This is a genomic window from Streptomyces sp. HUAS TT7 (assembly GCF_051550175.1).
Classification (GTDB): domain Bacteria; phylum Actinomycetota; class Actinomycetes; order Streptomycetales; family Streptomycetaceae; genus Streptomyces.
Window position 1 is genome coordinate 4,686,292 of the sequence record NZ_CP196175.1, and the last position, 16,763, is coordinate 4,703,054.

The 16,763-nt window shown below is 72.1% G+C and carries 15 protein-coding genes; 9 read left to right on the top strand and 6 right to left on the bottom strand.

Features of this window, described 5'->3' with window-relative positions; all coding sequences use genetic code 11:
* Positions 1 to 182: 182 nt before the first annotated feature.
* Complete coding sequence (locus ACSHXC_RS21175) at positions 183 to 854, top strand: SigE family RNA polymerase sigma factor (protein ID WP_438293094.1); 672 nt, start codon at positions 183 to 185, stop codon at positions 852 to 854.
* A 185-nt stretch (positions 855 to 1,039) separates the two neighbouring features.
* Positions 1,040 to 2,149: a hypothetical protein gene (locus ACSHXC_RS21180; RefSeq protein ID WP_438293095.1), complete on the top strand. Its 1,110-nt coding sequence runs from the start codon at positions 1,040 to 1,042 to the stop codon at positions 2,147 to 2,149.
* A gap of 122 nt (positions 2,150 to 2,271) precedes the next feature.
* Here the strand turns inward: ACSHXC_RS21180 and ACSHXC_RS21185 are convergent, their stop codons facing one another.
* The 4 genes from ACSHXC_RS21185 to tatA form a co-directional block, all read right to left on the bottom strand.
* Positions 2,272 to 3,066: an SURF1 family protein gene (locus tag ACSHXC_RS21185; protein WP_438293096.1), complete on the bottom strand. Its 795-nt coding sequence runs from the start codon at positions 3,064 to 3,066 to the stop codon at positions 2,272 to 2,274.
* A 372-nt stretch (positions 3,067 to 3,438) separates the two neighbouring features.
* On the bottom strand, positions 3,439 to 5,214 hold the full coding sequence (locus ACSHXC_RS21190) for a prolyl oligopeptidase family serine peptidase (protein ID WP_438293097.1): 1,776 nt from the start codon (positions 5,212 to 5,214) through the stop codon (positions 3,439 to 3,441).
* Positions 5,215 to 5,567: 353 nt separating this feature from the next.
* Entirely contained in the window at positions 5,568 to 6,527 is a 960-nt protein-coding gene (locus ACSHXC_RS21195) for a threo-3-hydroxy-L-aspartate ammonia-lyase (RefSeq protein ID WP_438293098.1), read from the bottom strand.
* Positions 6,528 to 6,549: 22 nt separating this feature from the next.
* A complete protein-coding gene (gene tatA, locus ACSHXC_RS21200; protein ID WP_438293099.1) occupies positions 6,550 to 6,810 on the bottom strand; it encodes a Sec-independent protein translocase subunit TatA in 261 nt (86 codons plus the stop codon).
* Positions 6,811 to 6,983: 173 nt separating this feature from the next.
* Between tatA and ACSHXC_RS21205 the strand changes: the two genes are divergently transcribed.
* The 3 genes from ACSHXC_RS21205 (at position 6,984) to ACSHXC_RS21215 (ending at position 10,756) form a co-directional block, all read left to right on the top strand.
* Complete coding sequence (locus ACSHXC_RS21205; RefSeq protein ID WP_438293100.1) at positions 6,984 to 8,495, top strand: LCP family protein; 1,512 nt, start codon at positions 6,984 to 6,986, stop codon at positions 8,493 to 8,495.
* A 137-nt stretch (positions 8,496 to 8,632) separates the two neighbouring features.
* A complete protein-coding gene (locus ACSHXC_RS21210; RefSeq protein ID WP_438293101.1) occupies positions 8,633 to 10,153 on the top strand; it encodes an alkaline phosphatase in 1,521 nt (506 codons plus the stop codon).
* 78 nt (positions 10,154 to 10,231) lie between these two features.
* The gene (locus ACSHXC_RS21215) at positions 10,232 to 10,756 is read left to right on the top strand and encodes a hypothetical protein (RefSeq protein WP_438293102.1); all 525 of its coding nucleotides are present in this window, start codon (positions 10,232 to 10,234) and stop codon (positions 10,754 to 10,756) included.
* 27 nt (positions 10,757 to 10,783) lie between these two features.
* Here the strand turns inward: ACSHXC_RS21215 and ACSHXC_RS21220 are convergent, their stop codons facing one another.
* Both ACSHXC_RS21220 and ACSHXC_RS21225 read right to left on the bottom strand, forming a co-directional pair.
* Positions 10,784 to 11,875, bottom strand: coding sequence for a type III polyketide synthase (locus ACSHXC_RS21220; protein WP_438293103.1), 1,092 nt, complete (start codon positions 11,873 to 11,875; stop codon positions 10,784 to 10,786).
* A 270-nt stretch (positions 11,876 to 12,145) separates the two neighbouring features.
* Positions 12,146 to 13,789: an IclR family transcriptional regulator domain-containing protein gene (locus ACSHXC_RS21225; protein ID WP_438293104.1), complete on the bottom strand. Its 1,644-nt coding sequence runs from the start codon at positions 13,787 to 13,789 to the stop codon at positions 12,146 to 12,148.
* Between the two features lie 191 nt (positions 13,790 to 13,980).
* Between ACSHXC_RS21225 and ACSHXC_RS21230 the strand changes: the two genes are divergently transcribed.
* The 4 genes from ACSHXC_RS21230 to ACSHXC_RS21245 are packed head-to-tail and all read left to right on the top strand — an operon-like array spanning position 13,981 to position 16,731.
* A complete protein-coding gene (locus ACSHXC_RS21230) occupies positions 13,981 to 14,751 on the top strand; it encodes a CoA transferase subunit A (protein WP_438293105.1) in 771 nt (256 codons plus the stop codon).
* Positions 14,748 to 15,437: a 3-oxoacid CoA-transferase subunit B gene (locus ACSHXC_RS21235; protein WP_438293106.1), complete on the top strand. Its 690-nt coding sequence runs from the start codon at positions 14,748 to 14,750 to the stop codon at positions 15,435 to 15,437. Before ACSHXC_RS21230 ends, ACSHXC_RS21235 begins: the two co-directional genes overlap by 4 nt.
* Positions 15,434 to 16,156 carry a protocatechuate 3,4-dioxygenase subunit beta gene (gene pcaH, locus ACSHXC_RS21240; RefSeq protein WP_438293107.1) on the top strand — a complete coding sequence of 241 codons (723 nt, stop codon included), beginning with the start codon at positions 15,434 to 15,436 and terminating at the stop codon, positions 16,154 to 16,156. The genes ACSHXC_RS21235 and pcaH overlap by 4 nt, the downstream gene beginning before the upstream one ends.
* On the top strand, positions 16,156 to 16,731 hold the full coding sequence (locus tag ACSHXC_RS21245; protein ID WP_438293108.1) for a protocatechuate 3,4-dioxygenase subunit alpha: 576 nt from the start codon (positions 16,156 to 16,158) through the stop codon (positions 16,729 to 16,731). Before pcaH ends, ACSHXC_RS21245 begins: the two co-directional genes overlap by 1 nt.
* Positions 16,732 to 16,763: the final 32 nt, after the last annotated feature.

Here is a 16,763-nt window from a genome sequence, read left to right on the forward strand (position 1 = left end):
CGATTCATTTCCGTGTCCCTGCAACCGCAGTCCGGCATGGAGCGTCTATGCGGTAGCCCCTCAAGGTGCCGTAAAAATCGGGGCATTGGGGAAGAGCGGGTACGGATGAGGGTATGTAGTGCACCGCCAAAAACAGTGTCGTACGCGTACAACCCTGACGGGGAGGAACGTGTCCAACAGGCGTGGCAGAGGTACTCGATTTCCGAGCGGTACCGGCACGCGGTGGCACGGTCGTCCGCCCGCGTCGGCGCCTCGGTGCGCCCGGCGGCATGCCGGTGATCGCGCCCATGCCCGCCACCCGTCCGGCCCGCGTTCCCTCCCAGGCGCCCTCGCGCGAGAGCGCTGACGAGGTCATGGCGGCCGGCACCACTGTCGATCACCTCACCGAGACCTACCGCGCGCACTACCGCTCGCTGCTCGGCCTCGCGGCCCTGCTCCTGGACGACACCGCCTCCTGCGAGGACGTGGTGCAGGAGGCGTTCATCCGGGTCCACTCGGCGCGCGGCCGGGTGCGCGAGCCGGAGAAGACCCTCGCCTACCTGCGCCAGACCGTCGTCAATCTGTCGCGGTCCGCGCTGCGCCGCCGCATCCTCGGGCTCAAGCTGCTCTCCAAGCCGATGCCCGACATGGCGAGCGCCGAGGAGGGCGCGTACGACCAGCTGGAGCGCGACGCGCTGATCAAGGCGATGCGCGGGCTCCAGCGCCGCCAGCGCGAGGTGCTCGTGCTGCGCTACTTCGCGGACATGACGGAGGCCCAGGTCGCCGAGACGCTCGGGATATCCCTGGGCTCGGTGAAGGCGTACGGATCGCGGGGCATCGCCGCCCTGCGGATCGCCATGGAGGCACCGGCATGACGGGCCCCGACAAGAACGGCGACAGGGACGGCGCCGGGCGCCCGGGGAACGGCGGCCATGGGGAACACGGAGCCTACGGAAGGCATGGCGCCCACGGACGGCGTGGCGCCCACGGGGAGCACGGGAAGAGTAGGCCGGACCAGCGGCCCAGGAATGACCTGAACGACCTGACTGGATACGGATTCGTGGACAAAACGCCGGAAAAGAACAGCACCGGCAATCCCCCCTTCGGCCTGCCGCCCGCCTCGGCGGGTTCGGACGCGGCCGACGAACTCGCGCTGCGCAGGCTGCTGCACGGCGCGGTGGACGACCTGATGCCCTCGGAGGGGGCACTCGAACATCTGCGGGCCGCGGTGCCCGTGCGGAGGGCCCGCAAGCGCCAGGCCGTCGTCGGCTCGGTCGCCGCGGCCCTCCTGGTGGCCACCGCCGTACCGGCGTTCATCCACGTCGCCAACACCTCGGGCAGCGCGGACGACCGTGCCGCCGTCGCGGGACACGGCGAGCAGACGCACGGCAGCACCGCGGGCTCGGCCTCCGGCAGCTCGGACGGCGTGCGGGAGAGTACCGTGCCCTCCGGCACCGGCAGCCCGGCCGGCACTCCCGACAGCACGGGCCGTACGCCGCAGCCCAGCAAGGGCACGACGGGCGCCACGGCCGGCGGCGCGACCGGGGCGGGCAGCGGGCCCGTGCAGGCGAACTCGCCGGTGTGCGAGGCGGGCGAGCTGAGCGTGAAGTCCGCGAGCGTCGGCAAGCCCGACTCGACCGGCAAGGTCTACGGCGCCTTCCGCATAGTGAACGCGTCCAACAAGCAGTGCGCGATCGGCGGCGCCGGCAAGTTCAACGTGAAGGCGCAGGGCGCGGCCAACCCGGCGAAGATCACCGTCGTCGAGCACGCGGCGGGCGACCCGGCCGCCGGGCTCCCCGATCCCTCGAAGGACACCACCCGCCTGGTCCTGAAACCGGCCGCGGCGTACGAGGTGCGGTTCGCCTGGGTGCCGTCGGACACCTGCCCCAAGACCCCGCCCCCGCCCGACCCGAGCCCGTCGAACGGCAGCTCCGGCAGCACCAGCGGGGTCGTCTCCCCGACGACGGCGGCCGGCGGCGGCCAGACCGCCCAGCTCGGCGCGGACGGCGGCTCGCCCACCGCCACGGCGGACGGCACGGTCGCGGTGACCCACGTCGCCGAGCCGGGCGCCCCGTCCGCGGAGGCCAAGATCCCGAACGCGTGCGCCGGAACGATCTACAAGACGGGTGTCCTGGACGCGGGAACACCGTCGGTGGCCCCGCAGCAGTAGCACGGGCCGGAAGCGAAATATTGGGGACGGCTCCTCGTTCGCGGAGGGGGAGGAGCACGAAGGGGGCCCGCCTGGTGGCGGGCCCCCTTCGCTTTGCCCGGCTCTTCGCTTTGCCCCGGCTCCTATGGAAGCGAGGCGGAAGCGCTCGGGGCGTCATCCGTCTCGGGGATCTCGGGGGTGAGTCCGAGCTCGGCGTCCTCCAGAGCCTCGGCCTCGCGCCGAACCAGCCGGAACCACATGAAGACCACGAACCCGGCGAAGACGAACCACTCGCCGGTGTAGCCGAGGTTCTGGAACGCCTTGAGGTCGAGCCCGCTGTTCTGCGGGGCGCTGGCGGGCACGGGAGTCATGCCCGCGTCGGCGCCGGGCAGCGTCACCCAGGCGTCGTACACCTGGTACGGAACCAGGTTGACCAGGGCCGCCGCGCTGATCATGCCGACCTGGCCCTGCGGGAGCCCGCCCTGCGCGTGCACCCCGTCGGAGCCGGCGTTCTCGGAGGCCTGCAGTACGCCGGTGACGTCGACCTCGCCGGCGGGCGCGGCCGGGGCCTTGGCGCCCCGCGGGATCCAGCCCCGTACGACGGGCAGCGCCTTGCCGCCGTCGGTACGCAGCATCGTCAGCACATAGCTGCCCGACTTGCCGTTGACCTCGCGGTCGGGCACCAGGAACTGCTCGGCGTACCGTCCGCGTGCCTCGGCGGGGCGGCCGGAGGTGCGCTGGTCCACGGGGAGCAGGCCGGCGAGCGGTTCGGCCTTCCGCGTGGCGGGGTCGGGCGCCTTCTCGGCCGCGTCGTGGGACTGCACGCGGTCCTCGAAGCGGCCCAGCTGCCAGCTGCCCATGAAGATGCAGAAGGGGATGGCCAGCAGGACGAAGACGTGGATTCCCCACCAGCGGGGTGTGAGCAGGAACCGGTACACACCCCCCACGGTACGGAATCCTGCCGGGGGGTGGGGCTGCGGGGTCCCCGCAAGTCCCCCGGGGCCTCGGCCCCGGGCCCCCTCGGGGGCTCCGCCCCCGGGCCCCCGAACCGGTCACTTCGACTGCGGGCCGTCGTTGGCCGGTCGCGCAGTTCCCCGCGCCCCTAGCGGCATGCGGTACGGGCATACCCAGCCTGTCATGGGGGTCCCCCCTGGCCCTTAAGGCCTTGGGAGAGTTTGAGGACGAGCGCCCTTAAGGCGCGAACGGGGTCTGGGGCGGAGCCCCAGGAGTCCAGCTCAGCCCACCACACCCCGGAGGCCACGCGGCGGAGCCGCAGAGTGTCACAGCGGGAAGGGGCGGGGTGGGGGATCTCACCCCGCCAAGTGGCGTGCCGCGAAGTCGAGTTCGAGGCGGACCTGCTTGATGCGCTCCTCCACCACCAGCGAGCCGTGCCCCGCGTCGTAGCGGTAGACCTCATGCGCCGCCCCCCGCGCCACCAGCCGGTCCACATAGTTCTCCACCTGCCGGATCGGACAGCGCGGATCGTTCACCCCGGCGGAGATGTAGACGGGAGCCCGGACGGCGTCGACGTACGTCAGGGGGGACGACGCGCGGAAGCGGTCCGGGACCTCCTCCGGGGTGCCGCCGAGCAGCGTCCGGTCCATCGCCTTCAGCGCCTCCATCTCGTCGTGGTACGCCGTGACGTAGTCCGCGACCGGCACCGCCGCGAGGCCGAGCGCCCACGCGTCCGGCTGCGTGCCGAGGCCGAGGAGCGTGAGGTAGCCGCCCCAGGAGCCGCCGGCCAGGATGAGGCGCGCGGGGTCGGCGAGGCCCGAGGAGACCGCCCAGTCGCGGACCGCCGCGATGTCCTCCAGCTCGATGAGCCCGACCCGGTGCTTGAGCGCGTCGGTCCAGGCCCGCCCGTACCCCGTGGAGCCCCGGTAGTTGACCCGTACCACCGCATAGCCGTGGTCGATCCAGGCGGCAGGTCCCGAGGCGAACGCGTCGCTGTCGTGCCAGGTGGGCCCGCCGTGGATCTCGAAGAGGGTGGGGAAGGGGCCCTCGCCGGCCGGGCGTTGGACCAGGGCGTGGATGCGGCCGCCGGGCCCCTCCACCCAGGCGTCCTGCACCGGCACGGAACCCGGCGCCTTGAACCCGGGAGGGTCGAGCACGACCTCGCCCGTCGTGGAGCGCACCTCGGAGGGGCTGGCCGCCGACGACCACAGGTACTCCACCGTGCCGTCGGGCCGGGCCGTCGCCCCCGACACCGAACCGGCCGGGGTGTCGATCTCGATCAGCGAGCGCGTCGCGAGGTCGAAGCGGAAGAGGCCGCTGCGCGCCTCGAAGCTGTGGACGACGAGCAGCCCCGAGCCGTCCGGGTACCACTCGGCCGACACGTCGCCCGGCAGGTCGAGCGCGAGGTCGGTCTCCTCGCCGGAAGCCACGTCCCAGATCATCGGCTCCCAGCGGCCGCGGCGCTGGTGCGCGATCAGCAGGCGGGTGTCGCCCGCCAGCGGTGCGAACCCGAGCACCTCAAGGCCCAGCTCCTCGGTGCCGCCCTTGGTGTCGTCGAGATCGGCGACCGCCGTGCCGTCCGGGCGCACCACGCGCAGCGCCGAGTGCATCGCGTCGCCGTGCTCGGTGTGCTCGACGGCGATCATCGTCCCGTCGTGCGACAGGTCGCCCACGCCCGCCGACTCGCGGTGCCGGTAGATTTCGACGGGCGTGGAGCCGGGGCGTACGACGTGGATCGTGGAGCCGTCGTCGTCGGTGGAGCGGCCGATCACCGCCGTGCCGTCCCGGCCGAGTGCGAGGCCCGCCGGGTAGGACGGGTCGAGCCCCGGCACGGCCGCCTCGTCGTCGCCGCCCGTGAAGGGCTGGCGGCGCCACACCCCGAACTCGTCGCCGTCGGTGTCGTCGAACCACCAGATCCACTCGCCGTCCGGCGTCAGCACCCCGTCGGTGGTGCCGTTGGGGCGGTCGGTGGCCCGGCGCTGGGACCCGCTCCTGCGGTCCCAGGCATACAGCTCGTACGTCCCTGTCGCGTTCGACACGAACAGCGAGCGGTCCGGGGCGTCCTCCGCCCAGTCGGGGAGCCCCACCCTCGGCGCCCTGAACCGCTTCTCCCACTCCGGCATCTCGTTCATCCCCCCATCATGCGCCGCGCCGCTCCGCCGGGGTGGCCGGGGTTTCGACCGCGGGCACGTCGGGGGCCGTTTCGCGCGGTTCCCCGCGCCCCTAAACCCCGCTTTCGGCCTCGGGCCGTGGGTGGCTGGTCGCGCAGTTCCCCGCGCCCCTAACGGCGTCCATGCTGGCCTGCGCTGGAGCATTTCAGCCTGTCATGGGGGTCCCCCCTGGCCCTTAAGGCCTTGGGGGAGTTTGAGGACGAGCGCCCTCAAGGCGCGAACGGGGTCTGGGGCGGAGCCCCAGGGTCCTTCACCCCCGGAGGCCACGCGGCGGAGCCGCAGAGTGTCACAGCGGGGAGGGGCGGGGTGGGGGACTAAGCCACCAGCTCAGCGAAGCGGGACATGCCCACGTTCCCCCCGCTCACGATCACCCCCACCCGCCCACCCCGGAACCGCTCGGCCAGAGCAACCGCCGCTGCCAGGCCCAGGCACCCCGTCGGCTCCACCACCAGCTTCAGCCGCGCGGCGAACAGCCGCATGCAGTCAACGAGTTGGGCATCCGACGCCGTCACGATGCCCGTCACGCGGTCACGGATCACCGGGAAGGTATGCGCGCCCAGATGCTGCGTCTGGGCGCCGTCCGCGATGGTCGCCGGCGTGTCGATGTGCACGATCCGGCCCGCCCGCAGTGAGCGGCGCCCGTCGTCGCCCGCCTCCGGCTCGACCCCGTAGACCTCGCAGGACGGCGACAGCGCGCCCGCCGAGAGCAGGCTGCCCGACAGGAGGCCGCCCCCGCCGAGCGGCACGAACAGCGCGTCGAGCGGGCCGGTCTCCTCGAAGAGTTCCTTCGCGGCGGTGCCCTGGCCGGCCATCACATGGGGGTGGTCGTACGGCGGGACCAGCGTCAGGCCGCGCTCCTTCGCGAGCGCGGCGCCGATCTCCTCGCGGTCCTCGGTGTAGCGGTCGTACGGGACCACGCTCGCCCCGTACCCCTGGGTGGCGGCGAGCTTGGCCGCCGGGGCGTCGTGCGGCATGACGATGGTCGCCGGGATGCCGAGCAGGGACGCGGCGAGCGCGACGGCCTGGGCGTGGTTGCCGGACGAGAAGGCGACCACGCCCGCCCGGCGCTGCTCCGCGTCGAACCGCGACAGCGCGTTGAACGCGCCGCGGAACTTGAAGGCCCCCATCCGCTGGAGGTTCTCGCACTTGAAGAAGAGGCTCAGGCCGAGCTCTGCGTCGGTGAGCCGCGAGGTCAGGACCGGGGTGCGGTGGGCGTGCGGGGCGATCCGCTCATGGGCGCGGACCACGTCGTCGTACGTCGGCAGCTGTTCCATGCCTGCCGAGCGTACGGCGCGATCACTGAACCGGGCGTGCGTCCGTCGGGGCCGGCGTCTGGACCGGGGCCCGGGCCGGGGTGACCTGCGGGGCCGGGGCGGCCGCGGCGGGCGCCGGGTCGCCGGAGTCCTCCCGCATCGCCTTGGTCTCGCTCTTGAGGATGCGCAGGGACTTGCCCAGCGCGCGTGCCGTGTCGGGCAGCTTCTTCGAGCCGAACAGCAGGATCAGTACTACGGCCACGATCAGCAGATGCCAGGGCTCTAGCCCGTTGCGCAGGAACATCCCGCCGTCCTCCCTCGTTCGCGTCCTACAGCCGTTTCGTCCAGCCGATTTCTTCGTACGGCTGGGGCTGATGGCTCTCAGTGAGACTTGCTACATTGCGCAACTGTACAACCAGAGTGTGCGACTCACCGTCTCCTCTACAGAAGAGGCGTGAATGAGGGATGAGGGGTCCGATGGCGGGCAGCCACAAAGCGGGAACGGCGAGCAGGCGCGAGAGCGGCAGCTCCGCCGCGCCACGGCGGCGCAACAAGCGCAGCCGCGCCCGCATCGCCGGGGTCACGGCCCTGTCGGTCGTCGTCCTCGCGGTCGCCGGAGGCGGCTGGATCTACTTCCAGCTGAACGGCAACATCAGGACCTTCGACGACGGCGGCGTCTCCGCCAATCGCCCCGCTGCCTCGACCAAGGGCTCGAACGTCCTGGTCATCGGCTCCGACACGCGCTCCGGCGACAACGCCGAGTACGGCCACGGCACGGGTGACATCGGCCGCTCGGACACCGCGTTCCTGATGCATGTGTACTCCGACCAGAAGCACGCCGTCGCCGTGTCCATACCGCGCGACTCCCTGGTCGACATACCCCCGTGCAAGCTGCCGAACGGGACGTGGACCAAGGAGAAGCACAACGAGATGTTCAACTCGGCCTTCGAGGTCGGTGAAACGGTTCAGGGCAACCCGGCCTGCACCCAGAACACCGTCGAGAAGCTGACCGGGCTGCGCGTGGACCACACCGTGGTCGTCGACTTCGCGGGCTTCGCGAGGATGACCGAGGCCGTCGGCGGCGTCCAGGTCTGCGTCCCCAACGACGTCTACCAGGGGGACCTCAACCCCAAGCTGGGCCACAAGGGCGACCGGATCTTCGCCAAGGGCCCGCAGACCGTGTCCGGCCAGAAGGCGCTCGACTACGTACGCATCCGGCACGGCATCGGCGACGGCTCCGACATAGGCCGCATCCAGCGCCAGCAGGCCTTCGTCGGCAGCCTGATCAAGAAGGTCAAGGGCAACGGCCTCGACCCGACCAGCCTGCTGCCGCTCGCCACCGCGGCCACCAAGTCGATGACGGTCGACCCGGGCCTCGGTTCCCCCCAGAAGCTCATCTCCTTCGCCATGTCCATGAAGGACATCGACCTGCACAACACCAAGTTCGTGACGCTGCCCTGGCGGTACGAGGGCGCGCGTGTCGCGGTCGTCAAGCCCGAGGCCGACGCGCTGTTCGCCGCCCTCAGGGCGGACCGTACGGTCGACGGCCAGGACGCCGCGGGCAAGGGCGAGAAGGCCGCGCCGAGCCCGTCCGCCTCCGCCCCGGCGCCCGCCTCCGGCCAGGGGATCAGCGTCGCCGTCTACAACGGCACCGTCGAGAAGGGCCTCGCGGGCAAGGCCGCCGAGTCCCTGAAGTCGGCGGGCTTCACGGTGACCGGCGCCACGACCGCCGCCACCCAGGACTACACGCACACCGTCATCGAGTACGGCCCGAACGACGAGGCCAAGGCCAAGACGCTCGCCACGCACTTCCCCGGCGCGCTCATGCGCCAGTCGAAGACGCCCGGTCTGAACGTCGTCCTCGGCACCCAGTACAAGGAAGGCGGGGCGGACGCGGCGCCCAGCGCCCCCGCCTCGGTGCCGCCCAGCGTCTCGGACAAGGCCCGCTCGGCCGACGACAACATCTGCTCCAACCTGTCGTACGGGTAAGGGCGACCGGAGGTAAGGGACGCACCCAGGGCAGGCAAAGGGGCGGGACGCAAAAGTTATGCGGCAGGTAAAGGCGTTCGCCTCGCGGTCGCCTGAACCTCCCGGTCCGTTCACGTGCGACTCATAGCTTCGCCGCCATGACACACAAGGCAATGAAGGTGCTCGCGGTGTTCGCGGCCGCCTCCGCGGTCGCCGCGGGCTCGGCCGTCACCGCCAACTCCGCGCCCCAGCAGGGCGGTCACGGCGGCGGCCGCGAGATACGCAACGTCATCTACCTGCTCGGCGACGGCATGGGCCGCACCCACGTCACCGCGGGCCGCGAGCGCTACTACGGCGCCCAGGGCAAGCTGAACATGGAGCGCCTGCCCTACACGGGCGCGGTCGCCACGTACGCCGTCGAGAAGGGCAGCGACCGGCCGGCCCTGGTGACGGACTCGGCGAGCGCCGCCACCGCGTGGGCCTCGGGCGTCAAGACGTACAACGCCGCGATCGGCGTGGACAGTTACGAGAAGAAGCGCGCCACGCTGATGGAGCAGGCCAAGGCGGCCGGCTTCGCCACCGGCAACGTCTCGACCGCCGAGGTCACCGACGCCACGCCCGCCGCCCAGTACAGCCACGCGCTCCTTCGCGGCTGCCAGGGGCCGACGTACTCGGACGCGGCCTGCCTGCCGAAGAACGCCGACGGCAGTTACGAGAAGGCGCCCGCCGACAAGACGCTGATCACGCCGATCGCCGAGCAGATCGCCCGCAACGGCACCGCCGACGTGGTGCTCGGCGGCGGCCTCGCCCGCTTCGAGCCGGAGGACCAGCAGGCGCTCCAGAAGCAGGGCTACCAGGTGCTCGGCTCGTTCGGCGACCCCAAGCTGCCCGCGCAGACGGCCGGTTCGCAGAAGGTCGCCACCAAGGCGGACCTCGACAAGGCGCGCGGCAAGAAGGTCGTCGGGCTCTTCAACCGCGGCAACCTGACCGTCGAGCAGGCGAAGGCGGGTCTGCCCGCGGGCGCCCCGCAGAAGCAGGAGCCGACGCTCGCCGAGATGGCGAAGAAGTCGATCGACCTGCTGGACGGCCGCTCGAAGAAGGGCTTCTTCCTCCAGGTCGAGGGCGCCCAGATCGACAAGCGCTCGCACGCGAACGACGCAGCCCAGACGCTCGCCGAGGTCAAGGCGTTCGATGACGCGGTGAAGGCGGCGACCGACTTCGCGAAGAGGGACGGCCACACGCTGGTCGTCGTCACCGCGGACCACGAGTGTGCGGGCTTCAACATCATCGAGAAGGGCACGTACACCAACGCCGAGTCGGCGGCGCCCCCGGCAAACACGGACGCGGGCAACCCGGCGAACAACTCCCTTCCCTCGCGCGCCACTTCGGGTGCCAAGGACCCGGCCCGCTCGTCCGGAATCGTGAACGGCGCGGGCGCGGGCGACGCCAAGAACTTCGGCCCGGCCACCTTCCGCACCCCGGACGACCCGAAGAACGTCAAGGACGGCAGCCCCGAGGCGAGCCTGTGGCTGACGTACCTCTCCGGCAACCACACCGGCGCGGACGTCCCGATCTTCGCGTACGGCCCGGGCGCGGACCGCTTCGCGGCCAGCCAGCTCAACACCGACCTGTACGGGAAGATGTACGGCTCGCTGTTCGGCCGCTCGCCCCGCGGCTGACCCCGCCCCGCCGATGAGGGGCCGGGGGGCAGGCATCCCCCGGCCCCGTCCGCCCAAGTACGCAGGAGTACTCACGCCATGAGACTGAGCCGCATCGCAGCCCCGGCCGTCCTGGCCGCCCTCACCCTCGCCCTGGCCACGGCCTGCGGCGGCTCCGGCTCCGGCGGGGACAAGGCCGAGGACGCCCCGGCCCCCGTCCCCTCGGTGAGCTTCGCGGCACCCGAGCAGGCCGCCGCCCCCGTCGCGTACCGGAAGCTGGCGAAGGGGGAAGTGCGCCTGGAACAGGGCCCGTTCACGGACCGGGTGAAGGTCACGGGCAGCGCCCTGGCCGCCGGATCCGCCGTGACCGGTCACCTCGCCGTCACCTCGGACGTCAGCGAACTGATCGCCCTGGAGCTGAGCGCCGCCTACTACGACGCGGACGGCAAGCTGCTCGGCACCGGCTCGTTCCAGTACGCCGAGGAGGGCCACGACGACCACAAGGGCGCCCACACCCCGGCCGCCGAGGGCTCCGGCATCGACTTCGAGGTCCGGCCCAAGTCGCCGCTGACCGGCACGCCGACCAGCGCGGTGCTCTCCGTCCCCGTACTGGTCAACGAGTAGCGGAACGGGCAGAGAAGCAGCCGGAGTTCAGAGCCGGGCGGCCATCGCGTCGAGCTCGTCGTCCATGTCCGGGCCCGCGTTCCAGCTGCCCACGCCGATCTCCGCGGTGATGCCCGGGCCGAAGCCGGCGATCACGCCGCGGGCGCCGTCGGCCATGCCGCCCGCGTCGAAGAGGCGGGCCAGGGCGTCGAAGACCACCGAGCTCGCGATGTTGCCGCGTTCGGTGAGGGTGGTGCGGCTGAAGCGGAACATCTCGGGGCCCAGCTCCAGGAAGTGGCACAGGTCGTCCAGGATGCGGGGGCCGCCCGCGTGGATGATGTAGAAGTCGAGCGCTCCGACGTCCCAACTGTGCTGTTCCACCAGGGACTTGAGGGCGGGGGCGAGCATTTCCATGGTGCCCGGGACCCGCTTGTCGAGCTGGAAGTGGAAGCCCGTCTCGCGCACCGCGTACGAGATCCAGTTCTCGGTGTCCGGCACCAGGTGCGAGCCGTTGCGCTCGATCCGCATGCCGGTGCCGCCCTCGCCGCGGACCACCGCGGCCGAAAGGGCGTCCCCGAACAGGCCGTTGGACAGCAGCGAGCCCACCCCGATGTCGGTGGGCTGGTAGAGCAGCGAGCAGAACTCGCACGACACGATCAGCACGTTGGAGCCGGGGTAGGCCTTGATGAAGTCGTGCGCGCGGTTGATGGCGGCGCCGCCCGCCGCGCAGCCGAGCTGGGCGATGGGCAGCTGCCGGGTGTCGTTGCGGAAGCCCATCGTGTTGATCAGCCAGGCGGTGAGCGAGGGCATCATGAAGCCCGTGCAGGACACGAAGACGATCAGGTCGATGTCGGCGGGCTCGACCTCGCCGTGGGTGAGCGCCTCGCGCACCACCGCGGGAACCCGTCTCTTGGCCTCGGCCTCGTACACCTGGTTGCGGAGCTCGAATCCGGGGTGGGCCAGGGTGGCTTCGAGGGGCTGGACGAGGTGGCGGGTCTTGACGCCGGTGTTCTCGATGAGGCGCAGGACGAGGTCGCGCTGCGGGTGCCCGTCGTGGGTCTCGCGGGCCAGAGCCAGGGTCTGCTCCTGGGTGATGACGTGGTCGGGCACGGCGACCGCCGGTCGGCACAGGGTGGCCATCTAAGTTCCCTTCGTTGACGGGGGGCCGGTCACCAGGCGGTCTGTGGTCTCCACGAGGCGTACTCCGGTGTGTCAGGGACAGGGGGCAGCGGACAATCCTGTATCCCCGAACAAGGTCATGAACATGTCCCCATTTACCCTAATTAACCGATTAGAGGGAAAATGTGCGCTGCCGAGGTGACAAATCCGTTCCGGTGCGTATTACGGGGCCTCCCCGGTGCCGGTACGGGCTCGGACCGGTGGCGGTGGCGGTGCCGGTGGCGGTGCCGGTTACGACAGCGGTGTGCGGCAATAGCGGCCGACCACGTGCAGGTCGGCCTCGATGGCCGCGGCCGTGGCGCGCAGCTCGGGCAGCACCTCGGCGAGGCACTCCGGCACGGTGCGCCGCGTGGTGTGCATGGCCACGTTCACGGCCGCCACCGCCCGCCCCCCGGCGTCCCGCACCGGCACGGCGATCGAGCGCAGCCCCTCCTCCAGCTCCTCGTCGACCAGCGCGTACCCCTGGTCCGCCACGCGCTCCAGGACCGAGGCCAGCGCGGCCGGGGAGGTGACCGTGTGCGGGGTGAGCGGCGACAGCTCCGTACGGCCGAGCAGGGCCGCGCGCTCCCCGGCGTCCAGGCCGGCGAGCAGCACCCGGCCCATCGAGGCGGCGTACGCGGGGAAGCGGGTGCCCAGGGTGATGTTGACGCTCATGATCCGGGTGGTGGCGACCCGGGCCGTGTACTGGATGGCGTCGCCGTCGAGCACCGCGAGCGAGGCCGAGTCGTGGACGGTGCGCACGAGGGCGGCCAGGTGCGGCGCCGCGATGTCGGACAGCGTCGTACGGGACAGGGGCGGACAGCCGAGCGCCAGGACGCGCGGGGTGAGGCGGAAGGCGCGGCCCTCGGTGACGACCAGGCCCAGGTGGCCCAGGGTGATCAGGGCGCGCCGGGCGGTGGCGCGGGCGAGGCCGGTGGCCTCGGCGACCGCGCTGAGCGTGAGCTCGGCCCGGTCGGTGCCGAACGCGGTCAGCACGGTCAGGCCGCGGGCCAGCGATTCGACGAACCCGGAGCCGAGCTCCTGCTTCGAGGCGGAGGTCCAGGCGGCGAGCGCGTGGGGCGTGGCGGGCGCCGGGGTGTGGCCACGGGCCAGCTCGGCCTCCATCGCGGTGGCGGCCGCGCGGAGCCGTGGCAGTACGGCCTTCCGCAGGGACTCCGCGCTGTGGCGGCTGGTGTGGCTGACCACGCTGAGGGCGCAGACCGGGGTGCCCGCCGGGTCGCGGAGCGGCGCGGCCACGGCGATGAGGCCCGGCTCGATGAGCTGGTCGTCGACGGCCCAGCCCGCGGTGCGGGCCGCTTCGATGCGCTTCTCGAAATCGTCGGCCGCAGGCCCGGCTCCGGCTTTGGCGGGCGGGGCAGCGGGGAAGGCGAGGCCCGCCGGGTCGGCCGCGCGCCGGTGGTGCCAGGCCTGCCACTGCTCGGGCGTCCAGTGCGCGGCGAACAGGGGCCCCGGCGCGGTGCGTTCGGCGGGGAGGAGGTCACCGATGCGGAAGGTGAGGGACATCGCCCGGCGTCGGGTGCTCTGGTGGACGAAGCGGATGCCGTCGCCGTCGGGGACCGCGAGCGACACCGACTCGTCCAGTTCCTCGGCCAGTTGGACCGCGTACGGGCCGAGCAGGGCGGGCAGCCGCAGGGCGCCCAGGTAGGCGTTGGCGAGCTCCATCAGGCGCGGGGCGAGCGTGGCGGTGGGGCCGTCGAGACGCAGATATCCCATGCGGGCCAGCGTCGCGGCGACCCGGTCGACCGTGGAGCGGGCGAGCCCGGTCGCCCGGACCAGCTCGCCGAGGCTGAGCCGCCCGTCCGCGTCACTGAGCGCGCGCAGCACGGCGACGCCGCGCATCAGCGGGCCGACGGCTTCGGCGGGGGCGGTGCTCATGTGGCCTCCGGGGGCGGGGAGTTGAAGCACGGAGGGTTGAGGTACGAGGTGTTGCGGCACGGGGTGTTGACGCGTGCGCCGGCTGATCGCACACTCGGGGCGAGCGCAACTCTGAACTCTAGTTCATCTGGCGAACGAATCGCGAGAGCCCCAACGGGCGGTCGCCGAGCGAGAACGGGCGTGGGCGTTGCATGGACAAAGTCGTACGGGCCCCCGCCGACGCGGTGGCCGACATCCCCGACGCGGCCTCCCTCGCGGTCGGCGGCTTCGGCCTCAGCGGGGTGCCGAACGTGCTGATAGCAGCCCTGTACGCGCAGGGCGCCACCGCGCTGAGCGTGGTCTCCAACAACTGCGGGGTGGACGGCGGCGGCCTCGGCGTGCTGCTCGCGGCCGGCCGCATCGCCCGCGTGACCGGCTCGTACATCGGCACCAACAAGGAGTTCGCCCGCCAGTACCTGGGCGGCGAGCTGGAGGTGGAGCTGGTCCCGCAGGGCACGCTCGCCGAGCGCCTGCGGGCGGGCGGCTGCGGCATTCCCGCGTTCTACACCCCGGCGGGCGTCGGCACCCAGGTCGCCGAGGGCGGGCTGCCCCTGCGGTACGGCGCCGACGGCGAGGTGGCCGTGGCCTCGCCGCCCAAGGAGGTGCGCGAGTTCGGCGGGCGCGAGCACGTCCTGGAGCACGGCATCACCACGGACTTCGCCCTCGTACGGGCCTGGAAGGGCGACCGGCACGGAAACCTGGTCTTCCGCCGCGCGGCCCGCAACTTCAACCCCCTCGCGGCGATGGCCGGCCGGGTCACGGTGGCCGAGGTCGAACACCTCGTGGAACCGGGCGAGCTGGACCCGGACGGGGTCCATGTGCCCGGGGTGTTCGTGCAGCGGGTCGTGCCGCTGACACCGACTCAGGCCGCTGACAAGGGAATTGAGAAACGCACGGTACGTCTCGGTGAGGACGGTCGATGAGCTGGACGCGGGAGGGGATGGCGGCGCGGGCGGCCGCCGAACTCGGGGACGGCAGCTGTGTGAATCTCGGCATCGGGCTGCCGACCCTGGTCCCCGGCCATCTACCCCCGGGCGTGGATGTGGTGCTCCACTCGGAGAACGGCATTCTCGGCGTCGGACCGTACCCCCTGGAGGCGGACGTGGACCCGGACCTGGTCAACGCGGGCAAGGAGACGGTGACCGTGCTGCCGGGCGCCTCGTTCTTCGACTCGGCCCTGTCGTTCGGGATGATCCGCGGCGGCCACGTCGACACCGCGATCCTCGGCGCGATGCAGGTCTCGGCGGGCGGTGACCTCGCCAACTGGGCCGTTCCGGGGCGGCTGGTGAAGGGGATGGGCGGCGCGATGGACCTGGTGCACGGGGTGCGCCGCGTGATCGTCCTGACCGAACACACCGCGAAGGACGGCACTCCCAAACTCGTGGAGCGCTGCACCCTGCCGCTCACCGGCCGGGCCTGTGTGCACCGGGTCGTCACCGATCTGGCCGTGCTCGACGTGCACCCGGACGGCGGTTTCGTCCTGGTCGAGACGGCGCCGGGGGTCGGGGTGGAGGAGGTGCGCGCGAGAACGGGGGCGTTCGTTCACATCCGTACCGCAGACAGTGATTCGGGCAGTGATTCGGGCTCGGGAGAGGTGGCAGGGCGATGACGCTCACTCAGGGGCAGGTCGGCACGGCCGAGGAGGCGCCCGCGCGCGGCAGGGTGGGTCCGTACCGCAGCGGGGCGTTGCGCGAGCCGTTGCGGGCGCCGGTCTCCGCGGGCGGGGATCCGGAGGCGGTGGAGCTGTACGGTCCGGTGTTCGGCGTCACCGAGGTCACGCCGCTCGACGCGGACCTGACCCGCCAGCACGTGGGAGACCCGCACGGAGAGCGCATCACCGTGTCGGGCAGGATGGTCGACCGCTCAGGCCGTCCGGTCCGGGGCCAGCTCGTGGAGATCTGGCAGGCGAACGCCTCCGGGCGTTACGCCCACCAGCGCGACCAGCACGCGGCTCCGCTCGACCCGCACTTCACCGGGGCGGGCCGGTGTCTGACGGATGCCGAGGGGAGGTACGCGTTCACGACGATCAAGCCGGGGGCGTACCCCTGGGGCAACCACGAGAACGCGTGGCGCCCGGCGCACATCCACTTCTCGCTCTTCGGCCGCGCCTTCACACAGCGTCTGGTGACCCAGATGTACTTCCCGGGCGACCCGCTCCTCGCGTACGACCCGATCCTGCACACGGTCACCGACCAGGCGGCGCGGGACCGCCTGGTGGCGGCGTACGAACCCGAACTCTCGGTGCTCAACTGGTCGTTGGGCTACCGCTGGGACATCGTGCTCGACGGCCCGGCCGCGACGCTGCCCGACCCGGAGGTGACCGCGTGATGCCCGAGCCGGCCGGTTTCGCCCCGACCCCTTCGCAGACGGTCGGCCCCTTCTACGGTTACGCCCTCCCCTTCCCCGGCGGCGGGGAGATCGCGCCGACCGGGCATCCGGCTTCGATCACGATGCACGGGTACGTGTACGACGGGCACGGGGAGCCGGTGCCGGACGCGCTTGTGGAGTTCTGGCAGGCGGCACCCGACGGCTCTCTCGCGGGCAGGGCCGGCTCGTGGCGCCGGGACCCGGCGAGCGGGGGCTTCCTCGGCCGGGACGGGATCGGCTTCACGGGCTTCGGCAGGGTGGCGACGGGTGCGGACGGCCACTGGTCGGTACGCACCCTGCCCCCGCCGCCGGCCGCGCCCTACCTCGCGGTGTGCCTCTTCGCACGGGGCCTGTCCCGCCACCTCTTCACGCGGGCGTACGTCGAGGGGCTGGGCGGGGAAGGGGAGTTGAAGGGGCTCGCGGGGGAGCGGGGGGAGACGATGCTGGCCCGGAAGGACGGCCAGCGGGAGGGGTTCTTCCGCTTCGACATCCATCTGCAGGGGGAGAAGGAGACGGTCTTCCTTGACTTCGGGTGATGCTTGTTCGCGTGAGGGGGATGCCGGTCTGC